The organism is Jatrophihabitans sp. sgz311053 (assembly GCF_056135305.1).
On sequence record NZ_JBWAXP010000002.1, the window covers coordinates 1,305,795 to 1,323,136 of the forward strand.

Here is a 17,342-nt window from a genome sequence, read left to right on the forward strand (position 1 = left end):
GATGACCCGACCCACGGCCGACCACGCCGGCGACCGCCCCGAGAACTGGGAGGCACCCGGTGCCGCCCTCGTCCGCAGCGCGGCCACCGACGTCATCCCGCCGCTGGCCTCGCTCGGCCGCGTGCACATCATGGGCATCGCCGGTTCGGGGATGAGCGCGCTGGCCCGCATCCTGCTCGACCGGGGTGTCGCGGTCAGCGGCTGCGAGGCTCGGGAGTCGCTGACCGTGAAGGGACTGCGGGCACTCGGCGCCGAGGTCGCGATCGGCCACTCGCCGCAGCACGTCACCGACGCCGACACCTTCGTCTACACGACTGCCATCAACCCCAAGCACGAGGAGTACCTCGCGGCCAAGGCGGCCGCGGCCGACGGCCGGAAGTTCTTCCTGCGTCGGGCCGCCGCCCTCGCCGCGGCGCTGGAGGACAAGCGGACCGTCGCCGTCGCCGGCACCCACGGCAAGACGTCGACGACGTCACTGCTGGTCGTGGCCGCCCAGGCGTGCGGGGTGGACCCCTCCTTCGCCATCGGCGGCAACCTCTACGAGACCGGCAAGAACGCTCACCTCGGCTCGGGGGACATCGCGGTCGTCGAGGCCGACGAGAGCGACGGGTCGTTCCTGCTGACGCGGCCGGCCTCGGCCGTCATCACCAACGTCGAGGCCGACCATCTGGAGAACCACGGCGACCTCGAGGGCATCTTCCGGGCCTTCGAGCAGTTCGTGGACCGGATCGATCCCGACGGCGCGCTGCTGATCTGCGCCGACGACCCCGGCGCGGTCCGGGTGGGGGACTACGCCCGGGCGCAGGGACGTCGGGTGCGCAGTTACGGCACCTCCGGGACGGCCGACGTCACGGTGAGCGAGATCGTCACCCGTGCCGACGCGGTCGAGTTCACCGTCGACGGGGCGGGCATCGGCCACCGCCGGGTACGGGTCGGCTCGCTGATCGGCACCCACATGGCCCTCAATGCCACGGCCGCGCTCGTCCTCGCCGCCGAGCTGGGTCTGGACCTCGATACCGCCGCCGGGGCGTGGGCCGGCTTCGGCGGCGTCGCGCGGCGCTTCGAGTACTACGGCGAGGGTGGGGGAGTGCGGGTCTACGACGACTACGCCCACCACCCGACCGAGATCGCGGCGTCGCTGAGCGCGGCACGGCAGGCCCTGGCCGGCACCGGGCGTCTCGTCGCGGTCTTCCAGCCGGGCACCTACAGCCGCACCCAGACCTTCGCCCGCGAGTTCGCCGAGGCGATGGCGCTGGCCGATGTCGCCGTGGTCATGGACATCTTCCCGGCCCGCGAGGAGCCGATCCCCGGTGTCACCGGTGCCACCATCAGCGACATCATCGCCTCACCGGCGGCCGACGGCCGTCCGGTCCAGGTCGTCTACCAACCGCACTACGAGTCGGTGCCCGAGACCGTCGCCGGCCTCGCCCGGCCCGGCGACCTCGTCGTGACGATGGGGATCGGCAACGTCTACCTGCTCTGTAAGGGCATCGTGGCCGCCTGCGCCCAAGGCGTGACGGGCCAGGACGTGCCGTGACGGCGACCGCGACGCGTCCGCTCGCCGGATCGTTGCTGCCGCCGCCGGGTCGGCGGCGTCGGCGGATCGCGCTCGTCGTCGCACTCGTCGTGGTCTTCGCCGTCTTCGCCACCTGGCTGGTCGCCTTCTCGCCCGTCTTCGGCATCCGTTCGGTCGAGGTGCACGGCGTGCGGACGTTGCGGACCACCACCGTCGAGCAGGCGGCCCGGGTCGACTACGGCGAGCCGATCGTCCGCGTGGACACCGCCGCGATCACCGAGCGGGTGGAGCAGTTGCCGCAGGTCGAGTCGGCCGAGGTGAGCACCTCGTTCCCGGGCACGCTGCGGATCGACGTCACCGAGCGAACCCCGGTCGGGTACGTGATGCTGGCCGGTCGGCGGATGCTCGTCGACCGCACCGGCCGGCAGTACATGGGCGTGGACACCGCACCCAAGCTGCCGAGGCTCGTCGTCCCGTCCGGCACCGACCGGAACACCACGGGCGGCGCTGTCGCCGTGGTCGCCGCCTCGCTGCCTGCCGACCTGCGCGCCGACACCCGCTCCATCGAGGCGATGGATCCGAACTCCATCACCGTCGTCCTCCGCGGCAAGGGCAGCGGCTCGGACATCCTGGTGCAGTGGGGGAGCGCGCAGCGCAGCCGGGAGAAGGCCGACGTGGTGGACGTGCTCCGCACCCGCAAGCACCCGCGGCCGAGCCAGATCGACGTCACCGACCCGACCCGGCCCTACACCCGCTGACGTCCCCGGCGATCGGGGAGTGCTGGTCCCGCTCAGCGTGATCAACGCTCCCCGATCGCGCGAAGCTCGGACGCAATCGGCGTGTCGCCCGGCGCGCCTGCGACGGTTCGCCGGTCGCGCGTTCTAACTTCGGGTCACACACCCCAGGTTGACATAACTATAACCGTGTACTTGAGGGTGAGGGTTGAGACCCAGCCCGGCAAGGCTCGTACCAGCGCTCGCAGCGACCGAGCACCGACCACGCAATTGCAGGAGTAGCCATGACAGCACCGCACAACTACCTGGCGGTCATCAAGGTCGTCGGTGTCGGCGGCGGCGGCGTCAATGCCGTCAACCGGATGATCGAGCACGGGCTCAAGGGCGTCGAGTTCATCGCCGTCAACACCGACGCGCAGGCACTGCTGATGAGCGACGCCGACGTCAAGCTCGACGTCGGTCGGGAGCTCACCCGTGGCCTGGGCGCTGGCGCCCAGCCCGAGGTCGGCCGCAAGGCCGCCGAGGACCACCGCGACGAGCTGGAGGAGGTGCTCAAGGGCGCCGACATGGTCTTCGTGACCGCCGGCGAGGGTGGCGGCACCGGGACCGGTGGCGCACCGGTCGTCGCGGCCATCGCCCGCAAGCTCGGGGCGCTCACCATCGGCGTCGTCACCCGGCCGTTCAGCTTCGAGGGCAAGAAGCGGGCCACGCAGGCCGAGGAGGGCATCGAGGCGCTGCGCAACGAGTGCGACACCCTCATCGTCATCCCCAACGACCGGCTGCTGCAGATCAGCGAGCAGACCGTCTCGGTGATGGACGCCTTCCGCGCTGCCGACCAGGTGCTGCTCTCCGGTGTCCAGGGCATCACGGACCTCATCACCACCCCCGGCCTGATCAACCTCGACTTCGCCGACGTCAAGTCGGTGATGAGCGGTGCCGGCTCGGCGCTGATGGGCATCGGCGCCGCCCGCGGCGACAACCGCGCCCGGCAGGCCGCCGAGATCGCGATCGCCAGCCCGCTGCTCGAGGCGAGCATGGAAGGCGCGCACGGCGTCCTGCTCTCGATCTACGGTGGCTCGGACCTCGGCCTCTTCGAGATCAACGAGGCGGCGACGCTCGTGGCCGAGGCCGCGCACCCGGACGCCAACATCATCTTCGGCGCCGTCATCGACGACACCCTCGGCGACGAGGTCAAGGTGACCGTCATCGCCGCCGGCTTCGACTCCGGCCAGCTGCCCTACAAGAAGGTGGACATCCGTCGCGAGCCCAGCGCGCAGACGCGGAGCTCGGCCACGAGCGCCCCGGCCGCAGCGCCGGAGGCGACGTCCTCCTATCAGCCGCCGTCGCAGCGCGTCGAGCAGCCGGAGCCGGTCGCGGTCAACGGTGCGGGTCACGGCTCGCGTCGCAGCAACGCCCTGGACCTCGACGACGACCTCGATGTCCCGGACTTCCTGAAGTAGCCAGATGCAGAGACCCGTTCCGTGACCCCGCACGGCGGCGAGCGCGACGCCGAGATCGTCTCCGCGCTGGGTTCGGTTCGTGCACGTATCTCCCGCGCCTGCGAGGCGGCCGGACGTGATCCGCAGTCGGTGACCTTGGTGGCCGTGACCAAGACGCGTCCGGCCTCGGACGTCGCGCTGCTGGCGCGGCTCGGCGTCCTCGACGTCGGCGAGAGCAAGGACCAGGAGGCGACCGCCAAGATCGCCGAGCTGGGACTGCCCGAGCTGCGGTGGCATCTGGTGGGCCGGCTGCAGACGAACAAGGCCAAGAGCGTGGTGCAGTACGCGCACGCCGTGCATTCGGTCGATCGTCCCAAGCTCGCGCGGGCGCTGGCCGACGCTGCCGCGGACCGGCGGGAAGGGCCGCTGGACGTCTTCGTCCAGGTCAGCCTGGACGACGATCCCGACCGCGGCGGCGTCGCCGTCGCGGACCTCGCCGAGCTGGTCGACGTGGTCGCCGGTCGCGCCGAGCTGCGGCTGCGGGGCCTGATGGCGGTGCCGCCGATCGGCAGCGACGCCGCCGAGGCCTACGCCCGCCTCGCCGAGCTCGGTGCCCGGGTCCGTGCCGAGCATCCCGGCGCCGACGCCGTCTCGGCCGGGATGAGCAACGACTTCGAGACCGCTATCGAGCAGGGCGCGACACATGTTCGTGTCGGCTCGGCGTTGCTCGGCCGACGTGAGCCGGAATTCGGCTAGCGTCCGATATCGCAGTGACCACACAGGGTTCGTCTGGAGGACCACCAATGCCCGGAGCTATGCACCGCATGGGCGTCTACCTCGGCCTCGTCGAGGACGACGAGTACGCCGACGCCGACGGTTACGGGCAGGCCGCCGACCGCGCGCCGGCCCGACGCGAGGACTATGCCGAGCCGCGCTACACCCAGCGCGAGACGCAGGCGCACCGCGAGGCGCCGGCCGCCTACGCCGGTGACTACGCCGACGACGCGCAGGTCGGCTATGCCGACGACTTCGCGCCGCCGTCGTACCAGATCACCGCGCTCCACCCCCGCACGTACAACGAGGCGCGGACCATCGGCGAGCACTTCCGCAAGAACACGCCGGTGATCATGAACCTCTCCGAGATGGACGACGCCGACGCCAAGCGGCTCGTCGACTTCGCCGCCGGCCTCACCTTCGGCCTGCACGGCCGGATCGAGCGCGTCACCGCCAAGGTCTTCCTGCTCAGCCCGAACAACGTGAGTGTGACGGCGCAGGACAAGGAGCGCATCGAGAGCGGCTTCTTCAACCAGAGCTGACGCTCGCGCAGAGACTTCCGGCGGCCTGGCACCATGGACGGTGCCGGGCCGTCGTCCATGACCGCCCACCGACGAAGGGACCGATCGATGGCGCTGCTCTGGGGCGTCGTCGGCTACGTCCTCTGGGTCTACATCCTGCTGGTGCTGGCCCGGGTCTGCGTCGAGTGGGTGCGCCAGTTCGCCCGCCGGTGGCGTCCGGCCGGGACGGCGGCGGTGGGGGTCGAGCTGATCTACAGCACGACCGATCCACCCATCCGTGCCCTGCGGCGATTGGTGCCGCCGTTGCAGCTGGGTACTGTAAGCCTCGACCTGAGCGTCATCATCCTGCTCATCGCCCTGATCGTGCTTCGGCTGGTGGCGCTGACGTTCGCGGTCTGACGGTCATGTCGCTGCCGGATGTGCGACGCCTAAGATCGTCGGGGAACCGCACCACCCGTACCATCCGTACGCACTCGTAACACCAGGACCATCCCGCTCCACCCCGCCCGCACCACGACCAGCGCTCGCGATCGGCTCGCGACAAGCACATGAGGTGACCGAATGCCGCTGACTCCCGCCGAAGTTCACAACGTCGCGTTCAAGAAGCCGCCGATCGGCAAGCGGGGGTACGACGAGGAGGAGGTCGACGCCTTCCTCGACATCGTCGAGGTCGAGCTCGCCCGCCTCATCGAGGAGAACAACGACCTCCGCGCCCGTGGCGGCGGCGGTGCCCAGGCTCCCAGCCCGCAGGGCGGCGGCGCCGACCCGGCCGAGCTCAACGCCGCGCGCGAGGAGGCCAACCGCGCCCGCGAGGAGAATCAGCGGCTGCAGAACCGCATCGGCGAGCTGGAGCGGGCGCTCAACCAGGGCAAGAACGGCGCCCAGCAGCAGGTCGTGCAGCTGCAGCAGCAGATCGCGCAGCTGGAGCAGCAGCTCGCGGAGAACCGCGGCCAGCTCGAGCAGGCGCAGTCCCAGCTCGCCGAGGCCCAGCAGGCCGCCGCGGCGCCGGCCAACCTGAGCAAGGAGGCGCCGGCCGAGGCGTCGCCGCAGTCGGCCGACCACCACGTGCAGGCCGTCCAGATGCTCGCGCTTGCACAGCAGACGGCCGACCAGCACTTGGCGCAGTCCAAGGCCGAGGCCGAGCGGCTCGTCACCGAGGCGCAGGCGCTGGCCCAGTCGACCGAGAGCGACGCCAACGAGCGCGCCACCCGTCAGCTCGCCGAGGCCGAGGCCCGCGCCAAGCAGCTGGACGAGGAGAGCACTGCTCGCGCCCAGCAGACCGTGCAGGACGCCGAGCAGCGTGCCACCGCCATCACCAACCAGCTCGAGCAGCGCCGTACCGCCCTGGAGCGGCGGCTGGAGGAGCTGCGCACCTTCGAGCGCGAGTACCGCACCCGCCTCAAGAGCTACCTCGAGTCGCAGCTGCGTGACCTCGACGCGAGCGGCAAGGCAGAACCGGCCGGCAACAGCGACATGGCCGACGCCCAGCAGGGCTGACCCACCGGGTTCTCCCAACCCTTCGACCGCGCCCGGCCGCTTCGGCGGCCGGGCGTCGTCATCCCCGCGTCCTCTCGCCGGTGCGCTGCCGCGAGGGGTCGTCCGCTCTCGGGTACGGTCCCGGGTGTCCGTGTGCACCGAGCGATCTGGAGTAACTCTCGATGGTGCTCATCGCCCTGCTCGCCGTCGCTGTGGTGTTCGTCGTCGTCGGCGTCCTCACGGCCAAGGCGGTCTGGCTGATCATCTCGCTGGTCGCGAGCGTCCTCGCGGCCGGCGTGCTGGTGAAGTCCTACCTGGACATGCGCAAGAAGCGGGGCGCAACGGCTGCTCCCGACGCGGCCGCGCCGCCGGTCGACAGCGGTGGTGACGTCGATGTCGAGGTGGTCGACGGCCGCCCGGACTACCACCGTGCCGGCTGCCGGGCGACCTCCGGCGCCGAGACCATCGCCATCCCGCTCTCGCAGGCGCTCGAGGACGGCTTCACCGCCTGCGAGCGGTGTGCGCCGCCGACGACGGTCACCTCACCACCCCCGGCAGTGGCCGGCGCCGGCGAGCCTGCCGCCGCCGCGACCACGGCCGCTCTGCCCGCCACGGATCCCGGCGCTGCCTCGACCGCCGACGACCGCGACGTCTGGGTCGTCGACGGCCGACCGGAGTTCCACGCCCGGACCTGCACGACGACCTCCGGCGCCGAGACCATCGCCATCCCGCTGACGCAGGCCGTCGCGGACGGCTTCGTCGAGTGCGCCGTCTGCACGCCGACGGCCGCCGCCGCTGTCCCGAGCGCGGCTCCCACCGAGGACGTGACGGTCTCGTTCGCCAAGCAGCCTGCGGCGAACACCACGGCGTCGTCGGCACAGGTCTGGGTCGTCGACGGCTATCCCGAGTACCACCTGGAGGGGTGCGGCGAGACCTCGGGACAGGACGCCGAGGCGATCCCGTACGAGCAGGCCGTCGAGGACGGCTTCCAGCCCTGCGTCGTCTGCAATCCCGACAGCGTCTTCGGTGACGGCGCCGCTGCCTCGGTGCCGCCCGCGGCGACGGGTGCGGCCGCGGCCACCGACGAGGTGTGGGTGGTGGACGGCTCCCCGGAGTACCACCTCGCGGAGTGCAGCGAGCTCACCGGACGTCCCGGTGAGGCGGTGCCGCGCGAGCAGGCCGTCGAGGACGGCTTCGAGCCCTGCACGGTCTGCCGTCCCGAGACCACGGGTGACTCGTCCCCGGCCGTCCCGGATGTTCCGGCCGCGGTGACGCCGGAGGACGCCGGGTCGGTCTGGGTGGTCGACGGCTACCCGGAATACCACCGCGAGCAGTGCCGGGAGCTGCAGGGTCTGAACGCTGAGCCTGTCCCGCACGACCAGGCCGTCGAGGACGGCTTCGAGCCGTGCGCCGTCTGCCAGCCCGACCTCGCCGGGGTGCCGGCCATCGCCCCCGAGCCGGTCATCCTGGCCGATGCCACTGCTGACGGCGAGTCGGCCGCCGACGAGCCGGGGGCCGGGGACCGGGTCTGGGTGGTGGACGGCTTCCCGTCCTATCACCGCGCCGAGTGCCGCGAGATCGCCGGTCTGGACGGCGAGCCCATCGCCCACGAGCAGGCCGTCGAGGACGGCTTCACCCTGTGCGGCACCTGCCGTCCCGACGCCGCCGAGGCGCCTCCGGCTCCGGCTGCGCCGACTGGCGAGGGTGCCCGCGACGTGTGGGTCGTCGACGGCTTCCCGGACTACCACCGCGAGAGCTGCGCCGTCCTGACCGGCCTGTCCAGCGAGGCGGTTCCCTTCGACCAGGCCGTCGAGGACGGCTTCGCCGCCTGCGCCACCTGCCGTCCGGACCTGCCGGCCGACGAGGCGCCGGCACCGGTGGAGCCTGCGCCCGCGGCGACCGAGTCGCGGGAGGTCCTGGTCGTGGACGGCTTCCCGGACTACCACCTCGCCGGCTGCGCGGTCCTCGTCGGTCTCGCCGAGGTGCCGGTGCCCTACGACCAGGCGGTCGAGGACGGCTTCGCCCCGTGCGCGCTCTGCCGACCCGACGGCGGCGAGGACACCGCCCCGGACCACGGGCTCTCCCTCGTGGCCGATCTCCCGTCACCTGCTGAGCCGGTAGTGGCGGAGCCGGTAGTGGCGGAGCCGGTGGTCGAGGCGGAGCCGGTCGAGGAGCCGGTCGAGGAGCCGGTCGAGGGGCCAACCGAGGAGCCGACCGAGGAGCCAACCGAGGAGCCGACCGAGACGGACGGCGGCCGCGAGGTCATCGTGGTCGACGGGTACCCGGACTACCACCGTCCGGGATGCTCGGAGCTCGAAGGCCTGCACCCCGAGCCGGTCCCGCACGATCAGGCCGTCGAGGACGGCTTCGCGCCCTGCGCGGTCTGCCGTCCCGAGGACGAGCAGGGCGCCGTCCCGGTCGCCGGACCCGGTGACACGTTGGCGTCCCCGCCCGAGCCGGAGCCGGAGGTCGCGCCGGAGCCGGAGGTCGCGCCGGAGCCGGAGGTCGCGCCGGAGCCCGAGGTCGCGCCCGAGCCGGAGCCCGAGCCCGAGGTTGCGCCGGAGCCGGAGCCCGAGCCCGAGGTTGCGCCGGAGCCGGAGCCGGAGCCGGAGCCCCAGCCGGAGCCGGAGCCCCAGCCGGAGCCCCAGCCGGAGCCGGAGCCCGAGGTTGCGCCTGAGCCCGAGCCCCAGCCGGAGCCCGAGCTTTCGCCGGAGCCAGAACCCGAGCCGGAACCCGAGCCGGAGCCCGCAGTCACGGGTCTCGCCGCCAAGCAGGTCTGGGTGATCAACGGCCGGCCGCGGTACCACGCCCGCGACTGCCTGATCATCAAGGGACAGGACGCCTCGGCGATCGAGGAGCCCGAGGCCGTCGCCGACGGTTTCCTGCCCTGCTCGCTCTGCCAACGCTGATCCCGCCCCCGCTTCCCCTGTCGTGTGGTCGAAATCCGGACCGGATTTCGACCACAGCGCAGGGGAAGCGGGTCAGGCGCGGCGCAGCCAGATCGTCAGGCCGTGCTCCTCGTCGGTGACCGTGTAGGCCTCACCTGACGGCTCACCCTCGGTGAGGCTGGTGGCCAGCACCTCACCGGCCAACTGGTCGGCGTGAGCGCGGATGGCCTCCGCCGGCTCCGGCGAGCCGCCGACCCGCCACCACAGCTCGATCCGGTCGGTGACCTCGAGGCCGGCGTTCTTGCGAGCGTCCTGGACCGTGCGAACCACCTCGCGCGCCAGACCTGCCAGCCGCAGTTCATGGGTCAGCTCGAGGTCGAGAGCGACGGCGTCGGCACCGTCGGCCGCCACCGCCCAGCCGGAGCGCGGCGTCTCGGCGACGGTGATCATGTCGCCGGCGATGGGCAGCGTCTCGCCGTCCACCTCGACCGTCATGGTGCCCTGCCGGAACCGGCCCACGAAGGCCTCGACGTCCTGCCCCGCGGCCGCGTTGATCGCGTTGGCGACAGCCTGGGTGCGCTTGCCGAAGACCTTGCCGAGCTCGCGGAAGTTAGGCTTCACCGCCAGCTCGACCAGCTCGCCCGCGTCACCGAGGTTGGCCAGCTCGACGACGTTCAGCTCGTCGCGCACCTGCTCGCGCAGCTCCTCGGGCAGCCCGGCCCAGCCGGGCGCCGAGATGAGCGCCTGCGCCAGCGGCTGCCGCGTCTTCATCTTGGAGTCCGCGCGTGCCGAACGCCCCAGCTCGACGAGTCGACGCACCAGCGCCACCTGCTCCGAGAGGGTGGGGTCGACCGCGGTCGCGTCCGCCGCCGGCCACGAGGACAGATGCACCGAGTCGACCCCCCCGGTGGCGGCGAAGAGCGACTGCCACACCTGCTCGGTGACGAACGGGACGAACGGCGCCAGCAGCCGGGTCAGGACGTCCAGGCACTCGTGCAGCGTGCTCAGGGCGGCGGCATCGCCGTCCCAGAACCGCCGCCGGGAGCGTCGCACGTACCAGTTGGAGAGGTCGTCGATCACCTCGGCCAGGGCCCGACCCGCCCGCGCGGTGTCGAACTGCTCGAGGGCGTCGTCCACCTCGCCGGCGGCGCGGTGCACCTCCGACAGCGCCCACCGGTCCAGGACGGTCGCCTCGCCGGTGGCCGAACCCGGCGTCCAGTCGTTGGCCCGCGCGTACAGCGACTGGAACGACGCGATCGACCAGAAGGTCCGGATGACCTTGGAGGCGATCTCGTCCAGCACCTTGTGCCCGACCCGCCGCGAGGACCACGGCGAGCCGCTGCAGAGCATGAACCAGCGCAGCGCGTCGGCGCCGTGGCGCTCCATCAGCCCGATGGGTTCGAGGATGTTGCCGAGGTGCTTGCTCATCTTGCGGCCGTCCTCGGCGAGGATGTGCCCCAGGCAGACCACGTTCTTGTAGGACGACTGCCCGAAGACGAGCGTTCCGACGGCCATGAGGGAGTAGAACCAGCCGCGGGTCTGGTCGATGGCCTCGCAGATGAAGTCGGCCGGGTAGGCGGTCTCGGCCGCCTTGGCGTTGCGGTAGGGCGCGCCGAACTGCGCGAACGGCATGGACCCGGAGTCGAACCAGGCGTCGATCACCTGCGGCACGCGCCGGTACTCACCGGGCTCCCCGTCGACGGTGAAGCTGACGTCGTCGACGAAGGGACGGTGCGGGTCGTCCAGGGTGACACCGGAGCGCTCGGCTAGCTCGGCCAGCGAGCCGATGCAGATCTCGGTGCCGGACTCGGTGTTGCGCCATACCGGCAGCGGGGTGCCCCAGTAGCGATCGCGCGACAGCGCCCAGTCGATGTTGTTGTTCAGCCAGTCGCCGTAGCGGCCGTGCTTGATGGTCGCCGGGAACCAGTTGGTCGCCTCGTTCTGCGCGAGCAGCTCGTCCTTGGCGGCGGTCGTCCGGATGTACCAGGACGGCAGCGCGTAGTACATCAGCGGCGTGTGGCAGCGCCAGCAGTGCGGGTACGAGTGGGTGTACGGGACGTGCCGGAACAGCAGCCCGCGCGCCTCCAGATCGCGGACGAGGATCTCGTCGGCGTCCTTGAAGAAGACGCCGCCGACGAGGGGGAGTCCGGCCTCGAAGTGGCCGTCGTCGCCGATCGGGTTGACGATGGGCAGTCCGTTGGCCTTGCAGAGTGCGAAGTCCTCGGCGCCGAAGGCAGGTGCCTCGTGGACGACACCGGAGCCGTCGTCGGTGGTGACGAAGTCGGCGTGCATGACGGTGTGGACCGGGCCCTCGTCCGGGAACTCGACGAAGTCGAAGGGACGGGTGTACGGCGTGCCGACGAGGTCGCGGCCGGGAAGCGTCTCCAGGATCTCGCTCTCCTCGCCGAGCACCTTCACGCGCAGCGCCTCGGCGACGACGAGCACCTCACCGTCGGCCGTCCGGGCCACGACGTAGTCGACGTCGGCGTTGACGGCGCTCGCGGTGTTGGAGACCAGCGTCCAGGGGGTCGTCGTCCAGACCAGCAGGGCGACGCCGGGGTGACGCTCGGCGAGCGGGCCGGAGGCGACCGGGAAACGGACGAAGACCGACGGGTCGGTGACGTCCTCGTAGCCCTGCGCGACCTCGTGGTCACTGAGGCCCGTGCCGCAGCGCGGGCAGTAGGGGGTGACGCGGTAGTCCTCGACGAGCAGGCCCTTGTCGTAGATCGTCTTCAGCGCCCACCACACCGACTCGACGTAGTCGGGGGTCATCGTCCAGTAGGCGTGCTCGTAGTCGGCCCAGTAGCCCATCCGCTCGCTCATGGCGAGGAAGGCGTCGACGTGGCGCTGGACGTTCTCGCGGCACTTGGCGTTGAACTCGGCGATGCCGTAGCGCTCGATGTCGGGCTTGCCGGTGAAGCCGAGCTCCTTCTCCACGGCCAGCTCGACGGGCAGGCCGTGGCAGTCCCAGCCGGCCTGGCGGGGGACGTGGTAGCCCTTCATCGTGCGCCAGCGGGGAAAGACGTCCTTGAAGACGCGGGCCTCGACGTGGTGGGTGCCGGGCATGCCGTTGGCGGTGGGCGGACCCTCGTAGAAGGTCCAGGCGGGGCCGTCGGCGGTCGCCTCCAGGCTGCGGCGGAAGACCTGCTGCTCGTTCCAGCCCGCAATGATCTCGCGGTCCAGGGCGGCGAGGTCGACGTGCGGGGCGAGCGCGCGGTAGCCGGGGCGGGCGGTGGTCATGGGCGGGGCTCCTCGAGTCGTGACAACCCGAGGGACGACGCCTGCGCCGCGGTACCACCCTCGTTGACGTCCCGCCGGGACGCCCGCTCTTGCCGTACGGGTCCGGTTCTACTGAGCCGCCGAAGCGTCCGTTCTTCCGGTGCTCGGAGGTGATTTCGTGCCCGGGCCCGCCTCCCGGGCTCACACCGTCCCCGGGTCGCTGCTGGCAGGTGGTCCGGGACTACTCGTCCTCGTCTGCGCGGCTCCACTGTAGTCGGCGGCGACAAGCCGGAGGATGGCCGGTTGCCACGAGGCCCGGCGTGGATCGTGACATTGGCGTGGTCTTGCTCATATTCTGGCCGCCTTTGCGGTCGCACTTCGGACACCCGTCACGAAACGGCCGGACGCGAGGGAGATGCAGATGGCGGCAGTCGGACGTCTCGGTCGGGCCCTGCGTCGTGTGAGTCCCGGCGGTCGCACGGCGGGTGCCGCCAAGAAGGCGGCCACCAGCTCGGCGGCGCCTGCGGCGAAAACCACCAAGCAGGCCGGTGGACGCGCCGCCGCCGACCCCGCCGTCGCCGTAGCTGTGTCCGCGAAGGCGGCCCCGGTCAAGAAGGCGACCCCGGCCACGAAGGCGGCCCCGGTCAAGAAGGCTCCCGCCAAGAAGGCGGCCCCGGTCAAGAAGGCTCCCGCCACGAAGACGGCCCCGGTCAAGAAGGCTCCCGCCACGAAGACGGCCCCGGTCAAGAAGGCTCCCGCCACGAAGACGGCCCCGGTCAAGATGGCTCCCGCCACGAAGGCGACCCCGGTCAAGAAGGCTCCCGCCACGAAGACGGCCCCGGTCAAGAAGGCTCCCGCCACGAAGACGGCCCCCGCCAAGAAGGCGACCCCGGTCAAGATGGCTCCCGCCACGAAGGCGGCCCCGGCCACGAAGGCGGCCCCGGTCAAGAAGGCTCCCGCCAAGAAGGCGGCCCCGGTCAAGAAGGCTCCCGCCAAGAAGGCGGCCCCGGCCAAGAAGGCGGCCCCGGCCAAGAAGGCGGCCCCGGCCAAGAAGGCGGCCCCGGCCAAGAAGGCTCCCGCCAAGAAGGCTCCCGCCAAGAAGACGGCCCCGGCCAAGACGACCCCCGCCACGAAGACGACCCCCGCTACGAAGGCCCCGGCGAAGAAGGCTGCCGTCGCGAAGACGACAAGCCCGGCGAAGAAGGCCACCCCGGACAGCCGGCCTGAGAAGGCGGCGAAGAAGATCACTCCGGCCCCTGTTATCGGCGATGCGGATTCGGTGAAGACCTCTGCACCTGCCGCGGCACCGCCCGCGGCCCCATCGGTACAGAAGGCAGCACCCGTGACCCAGACAGCCCCCGCACCCAGCAACGACGTCGCCGTCCCCGAGGGCTCGGACTGGACCCAGTCCGAGCTCGCCGAGGTCCGTGCGCAGCTGGTCAGCGAACTCGCCGAGATGCACAGCGCCTACGACGTCTCCATGCGCGACCTCGACGACCTGCAGCGGCAGAGCAACGACGGCGCCGGCGACGACCAGGCCGACGCCGGCAGCAAGACCTTCGAACGCGAGCAGGAGCAGTCCATCGCGGCCAACCGCTTCGACCTGATGGCGCAGATGGAGCGTGCCGTCGAGCGGATCGACAACGGCACCTACGGGTTCTGCGAGCGCTGCGGCAAGCCGATCCCGAAGGCGCGGCTGCAGGCATTCCCCGCCGCCACCCTCGATGTCGCCTGCAAGCAGCGCGAGGAGCGCCGCTGACCTACCGCTGCGCCGTCCCGGTGTGCCGATGCGGGACACTGGGACGGTGAGCGCCGAGCAACCCGTCCCGACGCCGCCGTCCGGCGAGCGACACCGTTCCGGCCGGATCTGGCTCTTCGCCGCGGCCGCGGTCGTCGTCTACCTGCTCGACCTGACCTCGAAGCTGATCGTGGTCGCCACCATCGAGCCCGATGCCATGCCGCACCGGTTGCTCGGCGGCGTCATCTACCTGCAGCAAGCCCGCAACTCCGGCGCCGCCTTCTCACTCGGCACCGGCTTCACGGTGATCCTCACGGTGATCGCGGTGGTCATCGCCGTCGTGCTCGTCCGCATCGCGTCGCGACTGCGCTCGACCGCCTGGGCGCTGGCCTTCGGACTGATCCTCGGCGGCGCCCTGGGCAACCTGACCGACCGCTTCTTCCGCGCGCCGGGCATCGGCCGCGGCCACGTCGTGGACTGGATCAGCGCCTTCGGTCCCAACGGTGACGTGTGGCCGATCTTCAACCTCGCCGACTCCGGCATCGTCGTCGGCGCCGTCCTGGCGGCCTGCCTCGCCTTCGCCGGCGTGGACTTCGACGGCAGACGCGAGCGCAACAAGACCCCTGAGACGCGCCCGGACGAGAAGGCATGAGCAGGCTGCTGCCCGTCCCGGACGGCCTCGACGGCCTCCGGCTGGACGTCGCCGTCTCGCGGCTGCTCGGCTACTCCAGGACGGCTGCGGCCGACCTCATCGACGCCGGCCACGTCAGTGTCGACGGTGTCGAGGCCGCCCGCAGCCTCCGCGTGCGTGGCGGCTCGCTGCTGGGCATCGACGAGCCGGCGGCCGAACCCGTCGCGCCGCCGCAGCCGGTCGACGGGCTGGTCGTGCTGTACGAGGACGACGACCTGCTCGTCGTCGACAAGCCGGTCGGCGTGGCCGCCCACCCCAGCCCCGGCTGGACCGGCCCCACCGTCACCGGCGGCCTGGCCGCCATGGGCTACCGGCTGGCGGAGTCCGGTGCGGCCGAGCGGCAGGGCATCGTCCACCGGCTGGACGTCGGGACCACCGGCGCGATGGTCGTCGCCAAGAGCGAGCGGGCGTACTCAGTCCTCAAGCGGGCCTTCAAGGAGCGGACCGTCGACAAGCGCTACAGCGCTCTCGTCCAGGGCCATCCCGATCCGTCGCGCGGCACCATCGACGCGCCCATCGGCCGCCACCCGGGATCGGCGTACAAGTTCGCGGTCGTCGCCGGTGGCCGGGCCAGCGTCACCCATTACGAGACCGACGAGGCCTTCCGCGCCGCCAGTCTGCTCGACGTCCATCTCGAGACCGGCCGCACCCACCAGATCCGTGTCCACATGGCGGCCGTCCGGCACCCCTGCGTCGGGGACCTCACCTACGGCGCGGACCCGACCTTGGCCCAGCGGCTGGGCCTGTCTCGACAGTGGCTGCATGCGCGGGAACTGGCCTTCGCGCACCCGGCGACGGGGGAGGAGCTGCGGGTGGTCTCACCCTTTCCGGATGATCTTGATCATGCGCTGCGGCTGCTGCGCGACGAGTCGGTGTGAGACGGGGTAGGACAGCCCACATGGTCTCACCGTCTGGCACCGCCCCCCTCGTCGTCGCCTCCAACCGGGGCCCGCTGCAGATCGTCGCCAGCGAGGAGACCCACGACGACGAGGTGCGCCGTGGCAGCGGCGGGCTGGTCTCGGGCATGCAGACCGCACTGGCCGCCACCCCGGACGCCGTCTGGGTCAGTGCGGCGATGAACGACCGGGAGCGGGTGCTGGCCCGTCGCTCTCCCGGCGGCCGGATCTCCGAGGTCCCACTCGTGGCCGAGGCGCTCCGAGGCGACTTCGAGGTGCGCATGCTCCCCATCGATGCGACCACGTTCCGCAACGCCTACAACGGCATCGCCAACTCGACGCTGTGGTTCGTCCTGCACCGGCTCTACGACCTGCCGACCCAGCCCGCCTTCGACGCCTCGTGGCGCCGGCAATGGGCAAGCTACGTCCGCCTCAACCAGGCCTTCGCCGACGCGCTCGCCGAGACCGCGGCGCCGGGTGCCCGCGTCATGATCCAGGACTACCACCTCTTCCTCGTCCCGCGGATGCTGTGGCGCCAGCGAGACGACGTCCGGATCAGCCTCTTCACCCACACCCCGTGGGTGAACCCGTCGGACTTCGGGGTGCTGCCCGACGACGTGGTCCGCGACCTGGTGGACGGCATGCTGGGCGCCGACGTCCTCGGCTTTCATACCGAGCGCTGGGCCGGCCTCTTCCGCGAGACGGCGCAGACGGTGCTCGGCCGTGACGCGCCGGGTGTCCGCGTCTTCCCGCTCGGCACCGACGCCGAAGAGATGCACGGTCTGGGCGACCGGCCCGTGGTGGACAACCGGCTCCGCACGCTGGAGGAGGTCGTCGGCGATCGCCTGCTCATCGGCCGGGTGGACCGGACGGAGCTGAGCAAGAACGTCTACCGCGGCCTGCTGGCCTACCGGGAGCTGCTACGCACCCGTCCGGAGTGGCGCGGCCGGGTCGTCCACGCCGTCTACAACAACCCGTCCCGCGAGGACGTGCCCGCGTACCGCGAGTACACCGCCCGGATCGAGCGACTGGCCGAGGAGATCGTCGACGAGTTCGAGACCGACGACTGGACGCCGCTGCTCTTCGACATCGGCGACGACTACCCGACCGCCCTGGCCATCCTGCGACGCAGCGACGTCGTCTTCGTCAACTCCATCCGGGACGGGATGAACCTGGTCGTGCTGGAAGGTGCCGTGCTCTCCGAGCGCAAGCCCGCCGTCGTGCTCTCCCGCGACACCGGGGCCGCCGAGGTGCTGGGTGAGGACGCGCTGCTCGTCAATCCCTTCGACGTGGCGACGACGGCGCAGACCCTGGTCGAGGCGTTGATCATGCCGCCGGCCGAGCGAGCTGCCCGGGCCGAGCGGATGCGCGAGGCCGCCGTCAGACTGCCACCGGCGGCCTGGTTCCAGGCCCAGTTGGACGAGCTGGAGCAGACGGCCGCGAGCTGACC

The 17,342-nt window shown here is 71.6% G+C and carries 13 protein-coding genes; 12 read left to right on the forward strand and 1 reads right to left on the reverse strand.

The window, feature by feature from the left end:
* Nucleotide 1 precedes the first annotated feature (1 nt).
* From murC to AC0NZQ_RS15125, 8 genes are all read left to right on the forward strand, one after another.
* Nucleotides 2–1,537, forward strand: a complete 1,536-nt coding sequence (gene murC / locus AC0NZQ_RS15090; protein WP_474530727.1) for a UDP-N-acetylmuramate--L-alanine ligase — start codon at nt 2–4, stop codon at nt 1,535–1,537.
* Nucleotides 1,534–2,274 carry a cell division protein FtsQ/DivIB gene (locus tag AC0NZQ_RS15095; protein WP_474530728.1) on the forward strand — a complete coding sequence of 247 codons (741 nt, stop codon included), beginning with the start codon at nt 1,534–1,536 and terminating at the stop codon, nt 2,272–2,274. Before murC ends, AC0NZQ_RS15095 begins: the two co-directional genes overlap by 4 nt.
* Before the next feature lie 260 nt (nt 2,275–2,534).
* A complete protein-coding gene (ftsZ, locus tag AC0NZQ_RS15100; protein WP_474530729.1) occupies nt 2,535–3,710 on the forward strand; it encodes a cell division protein FtsZ in 1,176 nt (391 codons plus the stop codon).
* Nucleotides 3,711–3,731: 21 nt separating this feature from the next.
* Nucleotides 3,732–4,445 carry a YggS family pyridoxal phosphate-dependent enzyme gene (locus AC0NZQ_RS15105; RefSeq protein ID WP_474530730.1) on the forward strand — a complete coding sequence of 238 codons (714 nt, stop codon included), beginning with the start codon at nt 3,732–3,734 and terminating at the stop codon, nt 4,443–4,445.
* 47 nt (nt 4,446–4,492) lie between these two features.
* On the forward strand, nt 4,493–5,005 hold the full coding sequence (locus AC0NZQ_RS15110; RefSeq protein ID WP_474530731.1) for a cell division protein SepF: 513 nt from the start codon (nt 4,493–4,495) through the stop codon (nt 5,003–5,005).
* 87 nt (nt 5,006–5,092) lie between these two features.
* Nucleotides 5,093–5,383, forward strand: a complete 291-nt coding sequence (locus tag AC0NZQ_RS15115; RefSeq protein ID WP_474530732.1) for a YggT family protein — start codon at nt 5,093–5,095, stop codon at nt 5,381–5,383.
* Nucleotides 5,384–5,545: 162 nt separating this feature from the next.
* On the forward strand, nt 5,546–6,481 hold the full coding sequence (locus tag AC0NZQ_RS15120) for a DivIVA domain-containing protein (RefSeq protein WP_474530733.1): 936 nt from the start codon (nt 5,546–5,548) through the stop codon (nt 6,479–6,481).
* Nucleotides 6,482–6,642: 161 nt separating this feature from the next.
* Nucleotides 6,643–9,369, forward strand: coding sequence for a hypothetical protein (locus AC0NZQ_RS15125; protein ID WP_474530734.1), 2,727 nt, complete (start codon nt 6,643–6,645; stop codon nt 9,367–9,369).
* A gap of 72 nt (nt 9,370–9,441) precedes the next feature.
* Here the strand turns inward: AC0NZQ_RS15125 and ileS are convergent, their stop codons facing one another.
* The gene (gene ileS, locus AC0NZQ_RS15130) at nt 9,442–12,588 is read right to left on the reverse strand and encodes an isoleucine--tRNA ligase (protein ID WP_474530735.1); all 3,147 of its coding nucleotides are present in this window, start codon (nt 12,586–12,588) and stop codon (nt 9,442–9,444) included.
* Between the two features lie 400 nt (nt 12,589–12,988).
* On the opposite strand from ileS, the gene AC0NZQ_RS15135 reads away from it, so the two are divergent.
* The 4 genes from AC0NZQ_RS15135 to AC0NZQ_RS15150 are packed head-to-tail and all read left to right on the forward strand — an operon-like array spanning nt 12,989 to nt 17,340.
* Nucleotides 12,989–14,326, forward strand: coding sequence for a TraR/DksA family transcriptional regulator (locus AC0NZQ_RS15135; protein WP_474530736.1), 1,338 nt, complete (start codon nt 12,989–12,991; stop codon nt 14,324–14,326).
* A 46-nt stretch (nt 14,327–14,372) separates the two neighbouring features.
* Nucleotides 14,373–14,957: a signal peptidase II gene (lspA, locus tag AC0NZQ_RS15140; RefSeq protein ID WP_474530737.1), complete on the forward strand. Its 585-nt coding sequence runs from the start codon at nt 14,373–14,375 to the stop codon at nt 14,955–14,957.
* Nucleotides 14,954–15,874 carry an RluA family pseudouridine synthase gene (locus AC0NZQ_RS15145; RefSeq protein WP_474530738.1) on the forward strand — a complete coding sequence of 307 codons (921 nt, stop codon included), beginning with the start codon at nt 14,954–14,956 and terminating at the stop codon, nt 15,872–15,874. The genes lspA and AC0NZQ_RS15145 overlap by 4 nt, the downstream gene beginning before the upstream one ends.
* A 20-nt stretch (nt 15,875–15,894) precedes the next feature.
* A complete protein-coding gene (locus tag AC0NZQ_RS15150; protein WP_474530739.1) occupies nt 15,895–17,340 on the forward strand; it encodes an alpha,alpha-trehalose-phosphate synthase (UDP-forming) in 1,446 nt (481 codons plus the stop codon).
* Nucleotides 17,341–17,342 lie beyond the last annotated feature (2 nt).